Source organism: Kribbella endophytica (assembly GCF_054781295.1).
In genome coordinates this window covers 550473-572033 of the sequence record NZ_BAAGUR010000002.1, presented here as the reverse complement: position 1 = coordinate 572033, position 21561 = coordinate 550473, and the positions used below count along the sequence as shown (strand labels likewise).

Genomic DNA, 21561 nt, shown 5'->3' with positions numbered 1-21561 from the left:
TCAGGCTGCGGTCATGACGACGATCGAAGTACGCGGGTTGACCAAGACGTACGGGCCGGACCTGGTGGTGGACGACCTGTCGTTCACCGTCGAGCCCGGGCACGTGACCGGATTCCTCGGACCGAACGGCGCCGGGAAGTCCACGACGATGCGGATGATCCTGGGACTGGCCGCGCCCACGAAGGGTTCGGTCCGGGTCGGCGGCCGTGAGTACGCGCACCTGCCGGTCCCGCTGACCGAGGTGGGGGCGTTGCTCGACGCCGGGGCGCTGCACCCGGCCCGCCGGGCCGACGACCACCTGCTCGCGATCGCGCAGAGCAACGGCATCGGGCGCCGCCGGGTGGCCGAGGTCCTGGCCATGGTCGGGCTGGACAAGATCGGGCGCCGCAAGGCCGGCGGCTTCTCACTCGGCATGCGCCAGCGGCTGGGCATCGCGGCGGCGCTGCTCGGCGACCCGCGGATCCTGATCTTCGACGAGCCGGTCAACGGACTCGACCCGGAGGGCATCCGGTGGATCCGCGACTTCCTGCGCACGCTGGCCGCCGACGGCCGCTCGGTACTGTGCTCGAGCCACCTGATGAGCGAGATGGCCGTCACCGCCGACCACCTGGTGGTGATCGGCCGGGGCCGGCTGATCGCGGACACCAGCATGAGCGAGTTCACCCGCTCGCACGGCGACGGCACCGTACTGGTTCGGGCCCAGGACGCCGACGCGCTCGCGCGGCAGCTGACCGCCGCAGGCGGCGTCGTACGGGCTGGGCCGGAGGGTTCGCTGATCGTCACCGGGCTGGACTCCACCGAGATCGGGCAGCTCGCCGCGTTCCACGGAGTCTCGTTGTCCGAGCTGACTCCGCAGAAACCGTCGCTCGAGGACGTGTTCATGGAACTGACCCAGGACAGCGTCGAGTACGCCGGAGCCGCGGTATGAGCGCCGTCGCGGCCGTCCGGTCCCAGCTGCGGTTCACCGACCTGCTGCGCTCGGAGTGGACGAAGCTGCGCAGCCTGCCCTCGGTGTGGTGGACGCTGCTGGCGATGGTGGTGTTCAGCACGACCATCACCCTGCTCATCACCAGCGGCGACGACGCCGGCTACCGCGACCTGAGTCCCGAGGACAAGCTGACCTGGGACCCGACCGCGCTGTCGCTGAACAGCTTCTTCCTCGCGCAGCTGTGCGTCAGCGTGCTGGGCATCCTGGTCGTCACCTCGGAGTACGCCACCGGCACGATCCGTACGTCGCTGTCGGCGATGCCGCGGCGCGGGTCGTTGCTGGCGGCAAAGACCGTCGTCTTCGCCGCGATCGCCCTGCTTGCCGGGCAGCTGACGTCGTTCGTCACCTTCCTCGCCGGACAGGCGATGCTCGGCCGGCAGGACGGCACGCCCACGGCGGTACTGAGCGATCCCGGAGTCCTCGCGGCCGTCTCCGGCACCGGCCTCTACCTGGCCGCGATCGGCCTGCTGGCGGTGGCCGTCGGAACGCTGACCAGGGCCACCGCCGGCGGTCTGGCCGTCCAGGTCGGGATCACGCTGCTGGTCCCGGGGTTCGGCAGCGCCCTCCCGTCCTGGGCGCAGAAGGCGTTCGCGTACTGGCCGTCGCTCGGCGGGCCGGAGGTCCGGAAGCTGCAGCCGACACCTGAGTACCCCGACGCATGGACCAACCTGGCCGGCATGACCGCGTGGATCGTGGTCGTGCTCGTGGTGGCCTTCGTCGTCTTCCGGCGCCGCGAGGTCTGATGACGGCACGCGGGCGACGCGTCGGCGACGGTGCAGCCCTGGGCCTCCTGGGCAGCCGCCGCGACCCAGGGCTGGGCCTTCGAGGGAGCCGCCCCGACCCGGTGGCGTCCGTAGTGTGGCAGGTATGAGCGACGGGGAAGCGGCGGGCCGGCCGGCTGGTGCCGAGCGCCTGCTGGTGGTCGACGACGAGGCGACGGTGCGCGAGCTGCTGTCGGCGACGCTGCGGTTCGCGGGGTTCTCGGTCACCTCGGCGTCCAACGGTGCCGAGGCGATCGCCGCCGCCACCCGGGAGCCACCCGACCTGGTGCTGCTCGACGTGATGCTGCCCGACGTGGACGGCTTCGAGGTCGTCCGGCGCCTGCGGGACCGGCCCTCCGGCCGCGGCACACCGGTCCCGGTGCTGTTCCTGACCGCGCGCGACCGGCAGGCCGACAAGGTGACCGGGCTGTCGCTCGGGGCGGACGACTACGTCACCAAGCCGTTCGACCTGGAGGAGCTGATCGCGCGGATCCGGGCCATCCTGCGCCGCACGTACGGCGTACCGGCCGCGCTCCTGACCGTCGGAGACCTCGAGCTCGACGTCGAGGGCCACCAGGTCACCCGGGCGGGTCAGCCGGTGCGCCTGTCCGCGACGGAGTTCCGCCTGCTGCACTACCTGATGCAGAACGCCGGTCATGTCGTCTCCAAGGCGCAGATCCTCGACCGGGTCTGGGCCTACGACTTCGGCGGCGACGCGAGCATCGTCGACACCTACATCTCGTACCTGCGCCGCAAGGCCGACACCGGCGAGCCGAAGCTCATCCAGACGGTGCACGGCACCGGCTACGTGCTGCGCGAGCCACGACGGTGAAACGCCTGTCCCTGCGGTCCCGGCTTCTGCTGATCACGCTGGCCCTGCTGCTGATCGGCCTCACCACCGGCGCCACGATCGTCACCTCGCTGCTGCAGAACCACCTGCGGACCCGGCTCGACTCGGAGCTCCGGTCGGTCGGCCGGCTCCTGCAGCTGACCGACGGGCCGGTCAGCCAGGACCGGCCCGGTGCCGATGCGCAGGCGCTGGCGCTGGGGCTGGACCTGTTCGGGAGCCCGTACTTCGTGTTCCTCGACCCGGACGGCAAGGTCGTCTCCCAGGTCAGCTCCCCGCGGATCGGACGGGATCAGCTTCCCCCGGTGGAAGAACTGCGCCGGGCCGTGCCCGACGGCGCGGCCGTCGTCGTACCGGCGGCCGACGGGGCGAGCCGGTGGCGTGCGATCGCGCTGCCGCGGCAGTCCGGCTCGCTGGTGGTGGCCGGCTCGTTCGCCGAGGCTGACTCGACTGTTGCCCGCGTACGGCGAAGCAGCGTGATCGCGGGGTCCCTGACCCTGGCCGCGCTGGCCGTCGCCGGCTGGTTCGCGGTGAACGGCGGTCTGCGGCCGCTCCGGCGGATCGAGCAGACCGCCGCGGCCATCGCGGGAGGTGACCTGTCGCGCCGGGTGCCCGAGCTGGCCGCGCCCGGCACCGAGCTCGGCCGGCTGTCCGCCTCGCTGAACACCATGCTCGGCCAGCTGGAGCAGGCGTTCGCCGATCGATCGGCCTCCGAGGCCCGGATGCGCACGTTCGTCTCCGACGTCAGCCACGAGTTGCGTACGCCGCTGTTCGGGATCAAGGGCTTCACCGAGCTGTACCGGATGGGCGCGCTCCCCGAACCGGCCGACGTCGACGCGACGATGCGCCGGATCGAGCAGGAGGCCGGCCGGCTGGCCGGGCTGACCGAGGATCTGCTGCTGCTCGCGCAGCTCGACGAGGCACCGGACTCCTTGCTCGAGCCAGGCCCGATGGACCTGCGGACCCTGGCCAACGACGCTCGGCAGGACCTGCAGGCGCTGGACCCGTCGCGGCCGGTCGAAGTGACCGGGCCTGGCGGCGGCCCACCCGGCCCGGCACCTGTGTGGGGCGACGAGGCGCGGCTGCGCCAGGTCGTCACCAACCTGGTCGGCAACGCCGTCGCGCACACACCACCCGGTACGCCGGTGCGCATCGGCGTCGGGACTGCGGACGATCGCGCCGTCCTGGAGATCTCCGACCAGGGTCCGGGAATGAGCGCTGACCAGGCGAGCCGCGTGTTCGACCGCTTCTACCGGGTGGACCGCGCCCGCAGCCGCTCCGGCGGCGCCAACGCCGGCCTCGGCCTGGCGATCGCGCGATCGCTGGCCCAGGCCCACGGCGGCGAGGTCGAACTGCGAACCGCCGTGGGCGAAGGCGCCTGCTTCCGGATCACCCTCCCGCTAGCTACGCGTCCCTGAAACCGGCTTTACCCGGCGTACGACGCGCTGAGGTGGTAGAGCCGCCCACCCCAGCCCTCGTCCGGGAACGAGTCCGAGATCCGCACGTAGGCAGACTTGTCCGGGCCGAGGTACGGCGTCAGGTCGAACGTCCGCGTGGCCTTGTTCTGGCCGTCGTGGGCGTGCTCGGTCTCCCTCGCGACCGTCGTCCACTGCCGGCCGTCGCCACTCACGTCGACGACGTACTCGTTGTCGAGCGTCAGCGTCGCGGACGCCGCGCTGGTACCGGACGGGAACGGGAAGCGGTAGACGAAGTACGCGTTGCCGTCGGCGAAGCGGTTCTGGACCCCGTTGCTCTGCGAGCCGCCGGCATCGAACAGCCAAGGCAACTCGGCCGCGGTGCCGGTGTCGAAGTCCACGGTCCGCGCCACCAGGATCTCGGCCTGTGTGCTGAACGCGAGGAGCGGACCGGACGTCGCCTTCACGGTCACCGGGTAGCGGCCGTCCGCCGTACCAGCGGGAATCGCCACGTCGAGTTCGACCTCGGCCTGCGCCGGTACGGCGTTGCCCTTCGGGCGCAGGGTCACGGTCGCCTGGCGCGGGGTCACGGTCCACCCCGCGGGCGCCGAGGCCCGTACGTCGGCAACGATCCGCTGCCCCGCCGGCGCCGTCGCCTGGAGCCGAGCCGTCAGCTCGACCTTCGTCGCCTCAGCACTCGAGGCCATCACCACCGGCTGCGCCGGAGTCATGGTCGCGGACAGGGACCGCACCGGCGGCCGCGCCGGGACGGCGGCGATCAGCGCGCTCAGCGCACTGGCCTGCGTCCGCCAGTCGAAGACGTTCGAGCTGCCACCGGACCATCGCAGCCCGAGCCGTCCGGCCGCGTCGCGATCGTTGTCCCACACGCTCGCGGCCTGCCTGGCCTGGAAATCGAGGTAGCGCCGGTCGTGCGTGGTGTCCGTCAAGTCCATCCAGTAGCGCTGGAAGATCCCCTTGAACTGCTTCTGGTTGTCGTCACAGGACTTGCCCGGCGCCTCGCAGGACTCGGTGAGGATCCCGTTCGGGGCCAGGCCGTCCGCGCGCATCGCGGAGTCGGCCAGCCGCCGTACGGTGGTCAGCAGCCGGGGATCGCGGGTCGCCCGCCACAGTTCGAGGCCGGAGCCGATCGCCAGGCCCTGGTTGTACGTCCACACCGTCTCGTTGTTGGACTTGCAGGTGCCGGTGTTCAGGCCGTCGTTCACCAGGCCGTCGGCGTTGATCAGGCCACTACCGGTCAGCCAGTTCCAGCCGGCCTGCGCGCGGCCGAGCCAGTGCCGGTCGGCCGGGATCCTGTTGTGCAGCTCAGCGGTGAGCCGGATCCAGAGGCCGTTGGTGACGGCGTTCTTGTACGTCCGCTCAGCGTCCCACCAGACCCCACCGCCGCAGGTGTCGTCCCAGTAGTCCTCGACGTACTCCGCGATCGTGACCGCCATGGCGAGGTACTTGCGGTTCTTGGTCAGGTCGTAGGCCTGGATCCAGGTCAGGGCCCACCACTCGGAGTCGTCGATGGCGCGGCTGGTGAAGTTGCCGAGCAGCGGATCGCCCGACAGGTAGCCGGCCGGGAAGACGCCCTTGTCCTTCTCGAACGTGTTGTCCAGGTGCTGCAGGTAGCGGCGGTCGCCGGTGCGCTGCATGTAGTCGCCGACGGTCTGCAGGGCGACGGCGGAGTTCCACCAACTGGACGGGAACCACGCCTTGACCGGCTCGTACGAACTCATCAGGACGTCGGCGGCGACCCGGGCCCGCGCCGTCGCGGCCGGGCCGTCGGCACCTCCGCCCGGATCGGCTCCGGCGGGCAGTGCCGACGCTACTCCGACGGCCAGCGCCGCGGCGCCGGCCACCAGCGCGCGCAGAACGCGCGAACGACTCAGAATCATGGGCGGATCTCCTCGAGGCTCCAGGGGCGGCTCGACCGACCGAGGTTGGAAACGTTTCCCTTCTGGCGTGCGGAAGTATCGTCGCCACCGAGGACAACGATGTCAATGCCGAACACTGAGACGGTCAAAGTGCAGTAGTTCAGGTGGATTACAGTCTTTTGAGTCGCGTCCTCCGCCGAAAGGTCCCAGCTCATGAGTCTCGAGTTCCTCTGGTACATCCCCAATCAGGTGCGGCCCGGACACCGGGGTGACGACACGACCGACGGGCACAACAGCCTCGACCGGCTGACCGACCTCGCGCGGCTGACCGAGCAGCACGGCTGGGGCGGCGCTCTCCTCGGGACGGGCTGGGGCCGGCCGGACACGTTGACGGTGGCGACGGCGCTCGCGGCGCGGACGACGGCGTTCCAGCCGCTGGCGGCGATTCGGCCCGGCTACTGGCACCCCGCGCACTTCGCGTCGGCCGCGAGCACGCTCGACGAGCTGAGCGACGGGCGACTGCTGATCAACATCGTCTCCGGGCAGGACAACCTCGCGGCGTACGGCGACAGCGAGGGCGACCAGGCGCAGCGGTACGCGCGCACCAAGGAGTTCCTCCAGCTCGTACGACGCCTGTGGACCGAGGAGGACGTCACCTTCACCGGCGAGCACTTCCAGGTCACCAACTCGACGGTCGCCACTCGGCCCGTCGTACGGGAAGGACGTCTGCACCCGCGGCTCTACTTCGGCGGCGCCTCCCCCGCCGCCGAACGCGTCTCCGCGACCGACGCCGACGTCCAGCTCTTCTGGGGCGAACCGCTCGACGGCATCGCCGAACGCATCGACCGCCTCAACGGCCTCCAGCAAGAACTCGGCCGCGAGCACAAGCCCCTCGAGTACGGCCTGCGCATCACGACGCTGATCCGCGACACCACCGAAGAAGCCTGGGCCGACGCCGAGGCCAAGGTCGAGAAGATGGCGCAGGACACCAACTTCCGCGACACCCACGGCCCCAACGCCCGACGCTTCAAGGCCGTCGGCCAGCAACGCCTCCTCGAGCTCGCCGAACGCGGCGACGTACTCGACGACAACCTCTACACCGCCCCCGGCAAGTACGGCGGCGGAGGCGCCGGCACCACCTGGCTCGTCGGCTCCGCCGAAGACGTCGCCAAGTCGCTCCGCAAGTACCAGGACCTAGGCCTCACCCACTTCATCCTCTCCGACACCCCCTACCGCGAGGAGATCATCCGAGCAGGCGACCAACTCCTGCCGCTGCTCAGGCACTGATTCACGCTCTTCCCTCGACGCGGTCGCTCGGAGTGAGTAGGTTCCTCGGACGGTGAGGTTTACCTGGGGAATGAACGGGGACTACTCCCGGTACGAGCTTCGCCACTGTCGGTGAAGACGTGAGGCGTGTGAGGTGTTGTTTTGGCCCGACCGATGACGGCTGACCAGATGGTGGCGGCGTTGCGGAAGTGGGGGGTCAAGTTCCGGGAGTACCCGGGATGGCGGACGCGGGGCAGGCCTGGTGCGTTCGGGGACGTGCGGGGGGTGATCGTGCATCACACCGGCAGCAACTCCCAGAGTGACGACTACCTGAACTTCCTGTTCGTGCGTGGCCGGGCCGAGGAGGGGATCCCCGGGCCGTTGTGCAACGTGTCGACCGACATGGACGGCGATCTGCACGTCGGTGCGGTCGGCCGGGCCAACCATGCCGGGCGCGGGTCGCAGACCACGCTCAGCCGGGTGACCGCGCAGAACTACGCCGGTTACGCGTCCGAGCTGAAGCCGGGCGCGGACAACGTCGACGGCAACGCGCACTACTACGGCAACGAGGTCCGGTACGACGGTGCGCGGGCGATGACCGCGGCCGCGTACCGTACGGCGTTGCTGCACGCCGCCGCGATCTGCGACTTCCACGGCTGGAACGCGCTCGCGGTGATCGGACACCGCGAGCACACCCGCCGCAAGACCGACCCGGGCCGCAACCCGATGAACAAGTTCCGTACCGACCTGGCCGCCGTACTGCGGGCCGGACCCGATGGAGACGACATGGCAAACGCCGACGAGGTACTCGCCGAGCTGCGCAAGTTCCAGACCGCGGAGGCGCAGCGGTACGCCGATCTGGCGAACCGCGTGCAGGCGCTGACCGACCAGGAGGAGGGCCGGTACGCCGACCTGCAGCGCCGCGTCCAGGGCCTGGTCAACCAGGAGGCCGGCCGCTACGAGGACTACGTGCGCCGCTTCAACGCGATCCTGGCGGCGCTGCCGAACGGCGCGAGCCAGCAGACCGCACCGGAAGCGGTTCCGGAATCCGACAACCCTTCCTCCACCTCTTGAATTAAGTAAGCATCTTGGCTTTCCTTAGGTCACCCCCGCCCGAATGCGCATTCCGAGCGTGGGTCCGCCCCGACCCTGAGGAGAACCACCCATGCCTGGAGTCGCCCCACTCCGCCCGCCGCCGCGTGGTCGCCGCTTCGCGGCGGTCTCGGCGGCCCTGGTGGCCGCCGTCGTCGCCACTGCGCTGACTGTCGTCAGCTCACCCGACGCCACCGCAGGCACCGCCGCCATCTCCCCCACCGGCTGGAACACCGTCGCCGCCAAGCACAGCGGCAAGTGCGTCGACGCCCGCGCGGCCGGTACGGCGAACGGCACCGCCGTCCAGCAGTACGCGTGCAACACCAGCACCGCGCAGCAGTGGCAGTTCCAGCCGACCTCCGACGGCTACGTGCGGATCAACGCGCGCAACGCCGCGACCCAGGTGCTGGACGTCAGCAACGTCTCCACCGCCGACGGCGCGCTGATCCACTTGTGGGCCTTCGGCAACGGCAACAACCAGCAGTTCCGCCCGGTCGAGGAGGCCGACGGCGCCTACCACCTCGTCAACCGCAACAGCGGCAAGTGCCTCGACGTCCCGTCGGCTTCGGTCTCGGACAGCGTCCAGCTGCAGCAGTACACCTGCAACGGCAGCGCCGCCCAATCGTTCAGGATCAGCCCTGTGGACGGCACGCCTCCGACCAACCCGCCCGGTACGCCGGACCTCGGCCCGAACGTGTCGGTCTTCGACCCGTCGACGCCTGCCAGCCAGATCCAAAGCCGCCTGGACCAGGTGTTCAACCAGCAGGAGGAGAACCAGTACGGCGAGCAGCGGTACGCCCTCCTCTTCAAGCCCGGCACCTACAACGTCAGCGCGAACGTCGGCTTCTTCACCCAGGTCGCGGGCCTCGGCCTGACGCCGGACAGCGTGAACATCAACGGCGCCGTGCACGTCGAGGCCGACTGGTTCCCGCCGCAGAACGCGACCCACAACTTCTGGCGCGGCGCCGAGGGCCTGTCCGTCACGCCGCCCGGCGGGCTCGACCGGTGGGCGGTCAGCCAGGCGTCGGCGTACCGGCGGATGCATCTGAAGGGCAACCTCGCCCTGGACGACGGCGGCTGGGCCAGCGGCGGATTCATGGCCGACACGCTCGTCGACGGCCAGGTCCGGTCGGGCAGCCAGCAGCAGTGGCTGTCACGCAACACCAACTGGGGCAGCTGGACCGGCCAGAACTGGAACATGGTCTTCGTCGGTGCGCAGAACGCTCCGGCCGGCACGTTCCCGAACCCGCCGTACACGAAGGTCGCGCAGACGCCGGTGGTCCGCGAGAAGCCGTACCTGTACGTCGACAACGCCGGCGCCTACCAGGTGTTCGTCCCGGCGATCCGGACGAACTCGGCCGGGCCGAGCTGGACGAGCGGCAACCCCGCCGGCCAGTCGCTGCCGATCAGCCAGTTCTACATCGCCAAGCCCGGCGTCTCGGGCGCGACGCTGAACGCGGAACTTGCCGCGGGCAAGAACATCCTGTTCACCCCGGGCATCTTCCGGATCAGCGAGCCGCTGCGGATCACCCGGCCGGACACCGTCGTGCTCGGCCTCGGCCTGGCCACGATCATGCCGACCAACGGCAACAGCGCGATCACCGTCGCCGACGTCGACGGGGTCAAGATCGCCGGCCTGCTGATCGACGCGGCGCCGACCAACTCGTCGCTGCTGATGGAGGTCGGCCAGACCGGCGCCTCGGCCAACCACAGCGCGAACCCGACATCGCTGCACGACCTGTACTTCCGGATCGGCGGTTCGGCGGTCGGCAAGGCGACCGAGACGCTGCGGATCAACAGCGACAACGTGATCCTCGACCACGCGTGGCTGTGGCGCGGTGACCACCGCGACGGCGTCGGCTGGAACGTGAACACCGCCGACACCGGGCTGGTCGTCAACGGGGACAACGTCACGGCGTACGGGCTGTTCGTCGAGCACTACCAGAAGTACCAGACGATCTGGAACGGCAACGGCGGCCGGACGTACTTCTACCAGAACGAGCTGCCGTACGACCCGCCGAACCAGGGCGCCTGGATGAACGGGTCCACCCGCGGGTACGCCGCGTACAAGGTGGCCGACTCGGTCACCACGCACGAGGCCTGGGGGCTCGGCAGCTACTGCGTCTTCACCAGCGACGCGAGCATCGTCGCCGAACGCGCCTTCGAAGTGCCGAACAAGGCGGGCGTGAAGTTCCACAACATGGTCACCGTCTCGCTCGGCGGCCGCGGCACGATCGCCCACGTCATCAACAACACCGGCGGTCCGTCCAACTCGAGCACCAACGTCGCTCAGTGGGTCAACTACCCCTAGCGGATCGGCCAGGCAGCAGCCCGCTCAGGCGGGCTGCTGCTGGGTCGCGCAGTGGATCGTCCCGCCCGCGTTGGCGAGGCCGTCCGTCGTGAGCTGTACGACGACGCGATCGGGGTACAGCTCCGAGATCAGGTCGTACGCCGCCTGGTCGGCCTCGAGGTCCCCGAACTGCCCGAGCACCACGCACCCGTTGGCCTCGTAGTACCCGACGTACCCGGTCGCGGCGGTCTCGCCGAACTCGTCGGCACCGCGCTCGGTGATCGGCAGCGCGCGGTTGCGTTCCTCGTACGCCGCGAAGACCTGCTCCGGATCGGGCGGCTGCACCGCGTGCAGCGTCAGCCGATCCGCCCCGGCGCCGCCTCCGCCGGACCTTCCGCCTCCACCGAGCAGCAGGGCTCGCTCGTTCGCCGGCAGCGCGTTGATCTCCTCCACCCCCGCCCGCAGCGCGCGCTGGTCGGGCCCGTCGTCCGGATCGTCCGACGCGGCGTACAGGAGTTTGCCGGGGGCAACAAACCTGGCGAGGAAGTCGACGTGCCAGTCGGTCAGCTCGATGGCCGGCCGGCCCGGCATCCACAGCATCCGCTCGACGCCGAAGAGCCGCCGCAGCTCGGCCTCGACGGCGGCCTTCGTCTTGCCCGGGTTCCGGTTCGGGTTGAGGATGCAGCTCTCGGTCGCGACCCCGAGTCCCGCGCCGTTGACCTCGAGCCCGCCACCTTCCATCGTCAGCCAGGTCCGCACGACCTGGATGTCGGCGTCGGCGGCGATCCCGGCCGCGAAACCGCGGTCGCGCGTGATCGGCTGGTCGCGGATCCCGTTCCTCGTCTTGGCCGGGTCCTTGCGCCAGCCGGGCAGCCCGGTGCGCGGCAGCCACTGCCCCCAGCCGTTGAAGTTCAGGTCGACGGCGTGCAGACGTCCGCCGGTGTCGCGGACGAAGACCGGAGCGGTGTCGCGCGCCCACAGGTCGTTCAGCGGCATCCGGACGAGGTCCACGGTCCCAACCGCCGGCAGCTTCTCCCCACCCGCGTAGATCCGACCGGACCGGTCGAGCTCGTCGCCGACCTGATCCTTGACCGCGCGTCCGGCGCTGCAGGCGGCGAGGAAGCGACGCGCTTCAGTCTCGTCGGCCGCGGAGTTCACCAGCAACGCGACCGGTTCGAACCGGGAGATCGTCGCCGCGAGCCGGACCAGGTCCTGCCGCGCGACGACGGGGCTGTTGCGCAGATCCCGCCCGTACGCCGAAACGGAGTCCTCACCCCACACGCCCGGCGTCGCGCCGTACGCCATCCAGGTCACCGCGTGCGGCCCGCCCTCGGCCGGCATCCGGAACCCAGCCGGCCCAGGCGAACCCGTCGAAGGCCCGCCCGAGGGCGTCCCGTCGGCAGTAGTCCCGCTCGTCGGCGTCACGTTCACCGACGGCTCCTCGCGGCACCCGCCCACGACCATCCCCAGTCCCGCCACGCCTGTGGCACGCAGCAGCTCCCGCCGGCCCAGCATCGTTCACTCCCCGTTCGATCGTCGCGCCGATGATCGCACGCAGAGTGTTCACGCCGAGTAGTAGAAAAGTTACACAAACCGCGCCACCATGGTGAACGAACTCCCGCCCCGTTCACGAAGGTGAGACCGATGAGCCCGATCAGTCGTCGAACACTCATGCTCGGCGGACTCGCGGCGGCCGGCGCCGCGGCCGTCCCCGCCTACTCCTCCAGCGTCGTCACAGCCACCGCCGCCGTCCCGTACCCGTTCCAGCTCGGCGTCGCCTCCGGCGAACCCGACGCGAGCAGCGTCGTCCTCTGGACCCGCCTCGCACCCTCCCCGCTCAACGCCGACGGCCAGGGCGGCATGGCGAACGCCAACGTCGCCGTCGACTGGCAGGTCTCCACCGACGACCGCTTCACCACGCTGGTCGCGTCCGGCTCGGTCACCGCGACGTACGCCGCCGCCCACTCCGTGCACGTCGTCGCCGCCGGGCTCAACCCCGACGCCGACTACTTCTACCGCTTCCGTGCCCAGGGCCACCTCTCCCCCGTCGGCCGCACCCGGACCGCCCCCGCGCCCGGCACGAACGGCCGCGACCTGGTGATGGCGTTCACCTCCTGCTCGCACTACGAGGAGGGCTACTTCACCGTCTACCGCCGGATGGCCGAGGACAACCCGGGCGTCATCCTGCACCTCGGCGACTACATCTACGAGTACGGCGCAACGACCGGCCGCCCGCGGCTGCACGCGGGCGCGTCCGAGATCGTCTCGCTGGCCGACTACCGCCGCCGGTACGCGCAGTACAAGTCCGACCCGGACCTGCAGGCCGCGCACGCGGCCGCGCCGTGGATCGTCGTACCGGACGACCACGAGATCGAGAACAACCGGGCCGGCAACATCCGTGCCGACAGCACGCCGTCGCTGACCGCCGCGCAGTGGACCGCGCGACAGACTTCGGCGTACAAGGCGTACTACGAGAACATGCCGCTGCGGCCCGCGCAGGCGCCGAGTGGCGCGAGCATCCCGCTGTACCGCAAGCTGCCGTGGGGCAAGCTGGCCAGCTTCCACATGCTCGACACCCGGCAGTACCGCAACGACCAGGCCTGCGGCGACGGCTGGAAGACCTGTCCGGACGCTGACCTGGCCAGCCGCAGCCTGCCGGGCAACGCGCAGGAGACCTGGCTGCTGAACAACCTGGCGCAGCGCACCGCGACGTGGGACATCCTCGGCCAGCAGGTGTTCTTCGCGCGCCGGTTCAACTCGACCGGCGCGAGCATGGACTCGTGGGACGGCTACCGCGCCTCCCGCGCCCGGATCCAGCAGGGCTGGGTGGATCGCGGCGTGCGCAACCCCGTCGTACTGACCGGCGACGTGCACCGCGCCTGGGCCAGCAACTTGGTTGCCGACTACAACAACCCGGCGTCGGCCGTGATCGGCCAGGAGCTCGTCACCAGCTCGGTCACCTCCAGCGGTGACGGCGACGGCGCGACCACGATCCCGGACGTCGGCACGAACCCGTGGCTGAAGTTCTACAACAACCGGCGCGGCTACATCCGTACGACGCTCAGCCCGACGCAGATGCGCGCCGACTTCCGTGCGGTCGCCAAGGTGTCCGAGCACGGCGCCGCCGCGACCACGGTGAAGTCGTTCGTCGTCGAAGAGGGCCAGCCTGGCCTGCAGACGGTCTGAGGGGAAACGACCATGAAGAAGAAGCTTCTGGGGATCACCGTCGCGTCGATCCTGCTCAGCACCACCGGCGTTCTCACCGCCCAGGCCGCCGTCGCGGCGCCGACCTGGGTGACCGCGAACAGCGCCTCCACCGGCGACCAGGACGTCGCGGCGATCGCGACCAACCGGACCGGGTACGTCGCCGTGGTCTGGGAGGACGACCGCGACACCACCGCCGCGGAGGACAACGCGCACAGCGAGATCTACCTTCGCCTGTTCCGCAACGGCACCGCTGTCTACGAGAAGAAGCTGTCGGCCGCCGGCGGCAGCGGCATCACCAACTGGCGGCACCTGACGCCGGACGTCGGCCTGGACGACAAGGGCAACGCCGTCGTGGTGTGGGCCGACGACCCGGACGGCAACGGCTACTACAACGTCCCGTACCGGGTCGTGAACACGGCCGGGACCGTGACCGCGTCGGGCAGCGCCAACAGCAACTCGGACGGCCAGCAGCTCAAGCCGCGCGTCGCCGTCGATCCCGACGGCGCTCCGTCGACCGCGGCCGTCGCGTTCACCGTGGCCTGGGAGGACATCCAGACCGGTACGCCGGCGACGATCAAGGCGGCAGGGTTCACCGGCCCGACCACGCGCGCCTGGGAGGTCACCGCCTCGGCGACGACCGGCCAGCACCACAACCCAGACGTCGCGGTCTCGGCCTCCGGTGACGCGGTCGTGGTCTGGGACGACGACGCCGACGCCAACGCGTCGTACGACGTCGGCCTGGTCCGGCTCGCGCGCACCAACGGCGCGGTCAACCTGACTCGTCGTACGGCGAACGCCACGCTCACCGGCGAGCAGACCAAGGCGAGTGTCGCCTCCAACTTCAACGGCGACTTCGCGGTCGCCTGGCAGTCCGGTACGACGACCGCCACGCGATCGTTCACGTCCACCGGCACCGCACGCCACGCCGATCTCCAGGTCGCCTCAGCAGCGACACAACCCTCCATCGGCATCGACGACCAGGCCAACTCGGTCGTCGGCTGGACCACCCAGGCCACCGATCTCGACGTCTGGGTCCGCGGCTTCGCCCCCGACGGCTCCGACACCGGTCGGCTGTCGGCGCAGCGCCTGAGTCAACTCACCGACGGCCGCCAGGAACAGGTCGCCGTCGCCGTCTCGCCGTGGTCCGAGGTCGCCGTCGCCTACACCGACGACAACGACGGCAACACCTTCGACCAAGTCATCCTCGGCCACAGCTTCGCCAACAACGGCTGGTGATCGGAAGTGTCCTGGGCCGGGATGCCGGCCCAGGACGCTGATCCGGGCTTGGATTCAGGATGCTGGTCCGGGACACCGGCCCGGGGCGCTGGTCCGGGCGAACCTAAAGATTCCCTGAATCTCTTGCCAGCAAGGGATCTGGGCCGAGAACTTTAGGCGGCGTACTGCAGACTCGGTGCATAGAAAGTGCGATGTCCGGCCGATCTGGTCGATGAGCGTCAGCGAGATGATGTCCGCTCTCGACACGCGTCAGGCGGACTGGTCTAGGATGCGGCGGTTCCGGGGATCTAGGCGCTCCCACGCAGGCAACGGCATCTCCGTGCTGATTGACAATGATTCAAGGGCGGCGACGTAGTCGGTATAGGCGAGCGTCGGATCCTCCGCAACGCGCTCGCTCGCCGTCACGATGCGGCGCATTGCGCTCATAGCTTGCTCGTACACGGTCCGATTGAGCATTAGTAGATCAGACGTGAATTTCTGCAGGTCCTCGATGTCGTCGTCGTGAAGGACCAGATTTGGGGTGAAGGTTCGTGGAGGGATGTCGGCCGGCGCGGGACTATGGTGCGAGCCCGATGGGTTGCGGATCAATCGATCGACCTTCACACGGACGGGCGTAAAGGTTACATTCAGCGAAGGACAGGACGATGGCGAGATCCTCGACGATGACGTCGCCCTCGATGGAAATCATGAAGTCGTCGGAGCCGTCAGGCAAGACCGCTTCGAGGCGCTCGGTGACATGTGCGAGGATGGTATTGACGGTGGACCCACTCTGCGGCTGGCACCAGGTGCCCAATCTGTACGTCGACGCGATCGTGGCCTACGAAGTTCGCGTTGGTGTACAGGGTCCAGCGATGGTTGTCTCGTTGAGCCGCACGTTTCGGAAAGTACGTACCGGTTAACACCTAGAGCACAAGTCCAGAGTCGCACGCCTTGGCGCCATGTCCAATAGAAGCCGAGTGCCCGACCGTGATTTTCCGGGCTGCATAAGGGCCTATTCCGCGAGTAAGATCATCCGCCAACTGCCGAGGGAGAGCTCCTCTCAGTGCTGTCAGATGTGCGCAGCTAGAAGCAGCCACGCTCGCAGCGCTGACAACGAGAAGTGCAGCGCAGTCTCGTTCGACAGCTCCATGCAGCCATCTGGAACTGACTCGCCCCGACAGAACCAGATGTGGCGAAGGCGCGGGACAGCTTCGCACCACCGGTCAGAGCAACAAACGCCGACCCAGTACCGAGCTGACTTCGAGATCGCGCACGCTGCCAGGCTGGTTCGCAAGGATGTCGATGAGGAAGTTGCCCTCACCCACCTCAGAACAACTGACTGGATCCACCGCAGCCGTCCATCAGTTCACGAACCCTGCCTTTCCGGTTGAAATGCACGGGTGAGCCGCATGACAAAATACCGCAGGCAAGCAAAGCTGGAGGCGCTTCGCGTGCGACCTCCACGCGGCCTGCATCGATGACCGAATCGGGACAACTGCGACGTGGAGGCCAGGAGCCACTCGGGCTCCTGGTCGCTTCGGGGCTGGCCCCGTTAGAAGACTTGAGTGTCAGACCTGGGCCGAGTCATCAGTGCTCATTCAGCTTGCTCAGGTACCGGCGGAGCACTGGGAAAGCCTCGATGACTCGGCCAGGTTCTTGAGCCCCTGGACGGGAGTGAGCTAACTCGTTTCTCAGTTGAAGGAGGCTGCGGAGTTCTTTCACTTCTGTTGAACTCAGGTCCTTGTCTGTGGCGTATAGGCGTAGCAGTGATCCCAAGGGGACGTTCTGGGATGGAAGATCGTGATTAGCGGTCACTTCCGCCCGAATGCCGTTCTCCAAATTGGCCCATTCGAGCAAGAAATTTGCCTCGGCTAGCGGAACTCGTGGGTCCGAAGCCGGCGTTTTCTCCAGCTTCGCAGCGTCTCCGTGGCGCTTCAGGTCGCGGGCTGCGATGAGAGAGAGCACAAGCCCGGCCACGGCCGTGATACCGCCGAGTATGGATGCCCACCGGTCTGCCGTGCTGAGATCCACGTTCCGAACAAAATATGTAACCAAGATCGCCAACCCGGCCGACCCGAGGACGCCGATCACCATAATGAATCGACGGCTCGATCCTCGCCCACTGCCGCTCATGGCCTCGCTTCGTATCGAGTAGCCGAGATCGGCGGCAGCTGAATCGATATCAGCAGGACTCATTTCCCGATTGGGCGACGTGTCAACAACTGCTTTCCTCTGCGCCCGGTTGATGATCTCGGCTCGCAAGTCCTCGAGAAGTTCGCGTAAGTGTTCCTCTGCAGGCCCACTGAGGTGGGCGTCTCGTGGCTCTGACTCTTCTCCTGGCATTAGTCTGAACCTTTAACGAAGGAAATGAATGCGATTAGGGCGCAGATGACAAAGCCGATGGCCCCCCATGGCTTGGTGATGTTGTTCGTGAAGTGGCCTCCTACAAACGTAGCCATCCCGCTGATCAGGAGCCAGTTGCGAGCAGGTTTCCCGAGTTTTGAGCGCCCGTAGCCCCTGCGTTGGTAGGTGTCAGCGTCGCTGATGTGGGTGGGCGTGATCATCGGGACGTTGACCCCAGAGTTGTTGGCTGCCTCCAGGCGACCGGCCTCGGCTAACGTCTCCTGGGCGCGGCGTTCCAGCGCCTCGTGTAGCGCCTTCTTCGTCGGCTCCGGTAACCCTGCTACGCCGGCCACCGTGATCCGCAACTCGTCGTCCACCGGAAGAGTCTAGGGCGCGGATCTGCTTCGGGAGTACTCCCTGGCGGAGCCGTCCGGAAAGTTTCGCGAGCGAGCCTGTCAGCGAGGTGCCAAAAGGCCTCACGCCCTCAATTGGAAAAGGCTGGGCCGAGGCCTCAGCGGGCCAGCGTACTGGAAGGCTCATGCTGACTGATAGGTCAAGGTCGATCTGTCACAACATGCCGCTGACCTGCAGGGTGCCTCGGCAGGATTCGAACCTGCGACGCACAGTTTAGGAAACCGGCGCTCTGTCCCCGAGCTAGCTGTCCCACCCAGCCGCCGTGTCGCAGCCAGAAATCAAGCCGCCCCAACATCCGCTGAAGGCCACTACAGCCAGGTGGTGTCTAGGGAGCTTGTCCCACGCAGTGAGCCGCACGACCGGCCAGGGACTACCCGATCATCCTGGAGACGTACGAGCTCGTCTGCAGCAAAGGCCAGCCGACCTGTGCGACGTTCCGAACTGCGGGCCCCAGCCACGCTGGCGTGGTCACCCTCGGGTCAGGCGGCGTTGGCCTCCTGCTGTGTGCTGAGCGCCCCGGGGATCAGCATCGGCAACCATGTCCACGTTGGCATGGTTGCCCTCGGGCCGAGCGACCTTGACCTCCTGCTGTGTGTTGGGCGCACCGGAGGGCTGCACCGACGACACTGTCCACGGGGCCTGGTTGGCTGGGCCCCGTGGACATCACCGAACTGAGCGAGCGGGCCGAGCGGATCTCCGAGCGGTACGGCGAGTACCTGGGGATCGAGCGGGACGGGGACTGGTTCCTGCTCAAGCTGCAGGAGGAGCTGGGTGAGCTCACCCAGTCCTACCTGCAGGTCACCGGGCGCGCCCGGACCAAAGGGCTCACGGACGAAGAGATCCGGGAAGGCTTCGAGCTCGAGTTCGCCGACGTGCTGTGTCAGTTGCTGCTGCTCGCGCGGCACCACGCGGTCGACGTACCGGCCGCGATCGAGCGCAAGTGGCTCATCCGCGAGGCGCAACTGAACGCTGCGGTCACGCCGTCTTCGGCCGAATCGAGAACATGATCGCCAGCACGATGCCCGGGATCACGTAGCACCACAGCGGCGGCCAGCCGAACAGCACCGGCAGCAGACACAGCAGCAACAGGTCGAACCCACGGATCGGCTGCGAGAACAGCCCTGGCGGAATCGCGCCCATCGGCGACGCGACCAGCGGGCCGGCGTACGACGGTGGTCGCGCGGACGCCTGTCGTACGACGCCGGTCAGGATGCCCGCCGCGACCGCGAAGGTCGTCGGCGCGTCGCCCAACGCTGGGCTGGCCGCCAGTGTCCACAGCAGCACGAACCCACCCGGTACGACGGCCATCGCGACCCGCAGATCCTTCAGGTCCATCCCGAGCGCACGCACCAGCCCGGTCGACCGGCAGACCGACCGCAGCCCGTCCATCAACGGCCGCGTCGCCGCGAACCCGGCGAAGCCTGCCGCGATCGGCACGAGTACGTCGTACCCGGTGCCGGCGACGGCGTACGGAACGACGAGCAGCCCGGCGCCCACGATCAGCCGCCGCGGCCAGCGCAGTACCCGGAGGAACTCGCGATGGATGATCGCCTGCACGCGCTCGCCTCGCCCGCGCCGCGACTTCAACCGCCCAATCATCCGCCAGTGCCGCCCGGCCACGACGTCAGCCAGCAGACTCACGTCCATGGTGATCGCAGCCCCGGCCATCCCGGCGAGCAGATCACCACCGGCCACCAAACTCTGCTTGGGCAACCGCGCCAAGGTGCGAGCGGTGAAGAAGATGAGCAGACCGGAGAGCACGGCAACTACTGCCGCCAACCCCAGCAACCGCACATGAAAGTCACTGACGACAGCAAAACTTCTGGGCTCATTACTCTTGCCGGCTTGCGTGGCCAGGATCAATGCGGGGATCGCAGCAACCACAAGCAACAAGTCAGCAATCCGCAGCGCCCATCGACCTCTCGCCGGCACCTGCTGCGCCCACACCGTCGCGCACGCCGTACCGACCAGCAGCAACACCGTCAGCAGCGCCGCCTCTCCCACGGTCGACCAGCCAGCACCGAACAACGCGAACCCGATCACCGCCGCCAGGGCACCCATCACCGCGGCCACCACGATCACCAGCCGGTACGCCGGGCGCAGCAGCGCGCCGCGATCGACAGGTGTCGTCAGCAACCAAAAGCCAGTCGCGCGCGACGCCGACACCGGTCCGACGCTCAGCAGCACCCGCAGCATCCACGACACCAGCAGCGGCACCAGGATCCACGGCACCGTGTCCAGCAACCAGCCGCACGAGGCCGACGAGCACGCCGCGGACTTGTTGTTCAGGTGCCGTACGACGTTGCCGCCGGTCGCGCCGAGCATGGCCAGCGCGAAGATCACCAGGTAGACGTCCTCGAACTGCTGCCAGAACGTGCGGTCGGCCTTGCCGCGCCGGACCTTGCGCATCCAGCGCCGCAGCTCGACCGACCGCGGGATCGCACCGAAGTCGGCCGGGTCGAACACCACGGGACCTTCGGAAGAGGCGGCGCTCACGGCAGCGGGGTGAGTTCGACGCGGGAGTCCGCCACGGCCTCCACCAGGGCCGGATCATGACTCGCGAACACCACCGACGTCCCCGCCTTCTTCTCCGCCTTCAGCCGCTCCGCCAGCCACGCCACACCCGCCGTGTCCAGCCGCTGCTCCGGCTCGTCGAGCACGAGCAGCTTCCGTGGCCGCACCAACGCGGTCGCCAGCGCGAGCCGCCGACGCTGACCCGACGACAACGACCCCGGCAGCTGATCAGCCGCAGCCAGCAGCCCGACGTCGTCGAGCAACGTGTCGACCAGGTCTTCGGGCTCCGGGTTCCCGTGCGCGCGAGCGAGCAGGTCGAGATGCTCGGCCGCGGTCAGGTCAGGAAAGAAGTCCAGGTCGTCCAGCAGCGCGGCGACATCTCGCCGGACGACCTCCGCGCGCTCGTCGATCGGTACGCCGTCCAGCAGGATCTTGCCGGCCGCGGGTTCGTGCGCGCCGACGATGCAGCGCAGCACGGTCGTCTTGCCCGCGCCGTTGGGGCCGACCAGCGCCACCGCCCGGCCGGCGGCGAGGCTGAAGGTCAGGTCCTCGATCACCGGCCGGTCGGCGTACAGGTGCCGCAGGCCCGTCACCGCGAGCCGGGGAGCCGCTTTGCTCATCGCTTGCGGACCAGCGTCAGCCCGTCGCCGATGCCGAGCATCACCACGTCGACGCGGTCGTCCGCGGCGACGTGCGCGTTGAACTCCTTGCGGTCAACCGGGTCCTCGTCGTGCACCCCGACCACGCGGCCGCCGGCCAGCGTGTTGTCGAACAGCAGCAGGCCGTTCGGGCGGATCCGCGGGACCAGGTGCTCGAAGTACTCGATGTAGCCCGGCTTGTCGGCGTCGACGAAGGCCAGGTCGAACTCGCCGTCCAGCTCGGCGGCCGACTGGTGCGCGTCGCCGATCCGCAGCTCGATCTTGCCCGCGACACCGGCGCGCTCCCAGTACGGGCGGCCGATCGAGGTCCACTCGTCGCTGACGTCGAGGCAGATCAGCTGCCCGTCGTCGGGCAGGCCGCGCGCGATCGCCAGCGCGGAGAAGCCGGTGAAGGTACCGATCTCGACCGCGCGCTTCGCCGAGATCAGCCGGGTCAGCGTGGTCAGCAGCGCGGCCTGGTCGGCCGTGGTCAGCATCACGGCGGCCGAGCCGAGCTTCTGCGTCTCCGCGACCAGCTCGGTGGCGATCTCGTCAAGCGGCATCCCGTGCGCCACCATGTAGTCGTGCAGCTGGTCGGTCACCTGGACCTGGTTGCCCATCCGTTTCCGCCGTTTCCTCGTCGTGTTCGGTCGCCTGTAGTCTCTACGGGTTGTCCGACCGCTCGACACCGACC

18 protein-coding genes are annotated in these 21561 nt (G+C 68.8%); 10 read left to right on the top strand and 8 right to left on the bottom strand.

Going from position 1 to position 21561, the window contains the following annotated elements:
- Positions 1 to 13 precede the first annotated feature (13 nt).
- The 4 genes from ACYVIO_RS21165 to ACYVIO_RS21150 all read left to right on the top strand — a co-directional run bounded on the left by ACYVIO_RS21165 (position 14) and on the right by ACYVIO_RS21150 (position 4014).
- Positions 14 to 928 carry an ATP-binding cassette domain-containing protein gene (locus ACYVIO_RS21165; protein WP_460652571.1) on the top strand — a complete coding sequence of 305 codons (915 nt, stop codon included), beginning with the start codon at positions 14 to 16 and terminating at the stop codon, positions 926 to 928.
- Positions 925 to 1731, top strand: coding sequence for an ABC transporter permease subunit (locus ACYVIO_RS21160; RefSeq protein ID WP_460652570.1), 807 nt, complete (start codon positions 925 to 927; stop codon positions 1729 to 1731). The genes ACYVIO_RS21165 and ACYVIO_RS21160 overlap by 4 nt, the downstream gene beginning before the upstream one ends.
- A 124-nt stretch (positions 1732 to 1855) precedes the next feature.
- Positions 1856 to 2581, top strand: coding sequence for a response regulator transcription factor (locus ACYVIO_RS21155; RefSeq protein WP_460652569.1), 726 nt, complete (start codon positions 1856 to 1858; stop codon positions 2579 to 2581).
- Complete coding sequence (locus ACYVIO_RS21150) at positions 2578 to 4014, top strand: sensor histidine kinase (protein ID WP_460652568.1); 1437 nt, start codon at positions 2578 to 2580, stop codon at positions 4012 to 4014. Before ACYVIO_RS21155 ends, ACYVIO_RS21150 begins: the two co-directional genes overlap by 4 nt.
- Positions 4015 to 4022: 8 nt before the next feature.
- Here the strand turns inward: ACYVIO_RS21150 and ACYVIO_RS21145 are convergent, their stop codons facing one another.
- Complete coding sequence (locus ACYVIO_RS21145) at positions 4023 to 5909, bottom strand: glycoside hydrolase family 76 protein (RefSeq protein WP_460652567.1); 1887 nt, start codon at positions 5907 to 5909, stop codon at positions 4023 to 4025.
- A gap of 192 nt (positions 5910 to 6101) precedes the next feature.
- On the opposite strand from ACYVIO_RS21145, the gene ACYVIO_RS21140 reads away from it, so the two are divergent.
- From ACYVIO_RS21140 to ACYVIO_RS21130, 3 genes are all read left to right on the top strand, one after another.
- Positions 6102 to 7175, top strand: coding sequence for an LLM class flavin-dependent oxidoreductase (locus tag ACYVIO_RS21140; protein ID WP_460652566.1), 1074 nt, complete (start codon positions 6102 to 6104; stop codon positions 7173 to 7175).
- A gap of 153 nt (positions 7176 to 7328) precedes the next feature.
- Positions 7329 to 8228, top strand: a complete 900-nt coding sequence (locus ACYVIO_RS21135; RefSeq protein ID WP_460652565.1) for a peptidoglycan recognition protein family protein — start codon at positions 7329 to 7331, stop codon at positions 8226 to 8228.
- Positions 8229 to 8319: 91 nt separating this feature from the next.
- Entirely contained in the window at positions 8320 to 10557 is a 2238-nt protein-coding gene (locus tag ACYVIO_RS21130; RefSeq protein ID WP_460652564.1) for an RICIN domain-containing protein, read from the top strand.
- Between the two features lie 24 nt (positions 10558 to 10581).
- Here ACYVIO_RS21130 and ACYVIO_RS21125 read toward each other — a convergent pair whose 3' ends face one another.
- Positions 10582 to 12051, bottom strand: a complete 1470-nt coding sequence (locus ACYVIO_RS21125; RefSeq protein WP_460652563.1) for an agmatine deiminase family protein — start codon at positions 12049 to 12051, stop codon at positions 10582 to 10584.
- A gap of 129 nt (positions 12052 to 12180) precedes the next feature.
- On the opposite strand from ACYVIO_RS21125, the gene ACYVIO_RS21120 reads away from it, so the two are divergent.
- Together ACYVIO_RS21120 and ACYVIO_RS21115 are read left to right on the top strand one after the other, a co-directional pair.
- The gene (locus ACYVIO_RS21120) at positions 12181 to 13722 is read left to right on the top strand and encodes an alkaline phosphatase D family protein (RefSeq protein WP_460652562.1); all 1542 of its coding nucleotides are present in this window, start codon (positions 12181 to 12183) and stop codon (positions 13720 to 13722) included.
- A 12-nt stretch (positions 13723 to 13734) separates the two neighbouring features.
- The gene (locus tag ACYVIO_RS21115) at positions 13735 to 14979 is read left to right on the top strand and encodes a hypothetical protein (RefSeq protein ID WP_460652561.1); all 1245 of its coding nucleotides are present in this window, start codon (positions 13735 to 13737) and stop codon (positions 14977 to 14979) included.
- Positions 14980 to 15228: 249 nt separating this feature from the next.
- On the opposite strand, the gene ACYVIO_RS21110 is transcribed toward ACYVIO_RS21115, so the two are convergent.
- The 3 genes from ACYVIO_RS21110 to ACYVIO_RS21100 all read right to left on the bottom strand — a co-directional run bounded on the left by ACYVIO_RS21110 (position 15229) and on the right by ACYVIO_RS21100 (position 17678).
- Positions 15229 to 15582, bottom strand: a complete 354-nt coding sequence (locus tag ACYVIO_RS21110; RefSeq protein WP_460652560.1) for a hypothetical protein — start codon at positions 15580 to 15582, stop codon at positions 15229 to 15231.
- Between the two features lie 963 nt (positions 15583 to 16545).
- Positions 16546 to 17301 carry a hypothetical protein gene (locus ACYVIO_RS21105; RefSeq protein ID WP_460652559.1) on the bottom strand — a complete coding sequence of 252 codons (756 nt, stop codon included), beginning with the start codon at positions 17299 to 17301 and terminating at the stop codon, positions 16546 to 16548.
- Positions 17301 to 17678 (bottom strand): hypothetical protein, encoded by a 378-nt coding sequence (locus ACYVIO_RS21100; protein ID WP_460652558.1) that lies wholly within the window; start codon positions 17676 to 17678, stop codon positions 17301 to 17303. Before ACYVIO_RS21100 ends, ACYVIO_RS21105 begins: the two co-directional genes overlap by 1 nt.
- 693 nt (positions 17679 to 18371) lie before the next feature.
- Between ACYVIO_RS21100 and ACYVIO_RS21095 the strand changes: the two genes are divergently transcribed.
- Entirely contained in the window at positions 18372 to 18722 is a 351-nt protein-coding gene (locus ACYVIO_RS21095) for a pyrophosphatase (protein ID WP_460652557.1), read from the top strand.
- On the opposite strand, the gene ACYVIO_RS21090 is transcribed toward ACYVIO_RS21095, so the two are convergent.
- The 3 genes from ACYVIO_RS21090 to ACYVIO_RS21080 are packed head-to-tail and all read right to left on the bottom strand — an operon-like array spanning position 18691 to position 21487.
- The gene (locus tag ACYVIO_RS21090) at positions 18691 to 20211 is read right to left on the bottom strand and encodes a DUF6297 family protein (RefSeq protein WP_460652556.1); all 1521 of its coding nucleotides are present in this window, start codon (positions 20209 to 20211) and stop codon (positions 18691 to 18693) included. The genes ACYVIO_RS21095 and ACYVIO_RS21090 overlap by 32 nt on opposite strands.
- Positions 20208 to 20849 carry an ABC transporter ATP-binding protein gene (locus tag ACYVIO_RS21085; RefSeq protein ID WP_460652555.1) on the bottom strand — a complete coding sequence of 214 codons (642 nt, stop codon included), beginning with the start codon at positions 20847 to 20849 and terminating at the stop codon, positions 20208 to 20210. The genes ACYVIO_RS21090 and ACYVIO_RS21085 overlap by 4 nt, the downstream gene beginning before the upstream one ends.
- The gene (locus tag ACYVIO_RS21080) at positions 20846 to 21487 is read right to left on the bottom strand and encodes an O-methyltransferase (protein ID WP_460652554.1); all 642 of its coding nucleotides are present in this window, start codon (positions 21485 to 21487) and stop codon (positions 20846 to 20848) included. The genes ACYVIO_RS21085 and ACYVIO_RS21080 overlap by 4 nt, the downstream gene beginning before the upstream one ends.
- Positions 21488 to 21561: the final 74 nt, after the last annotated feature.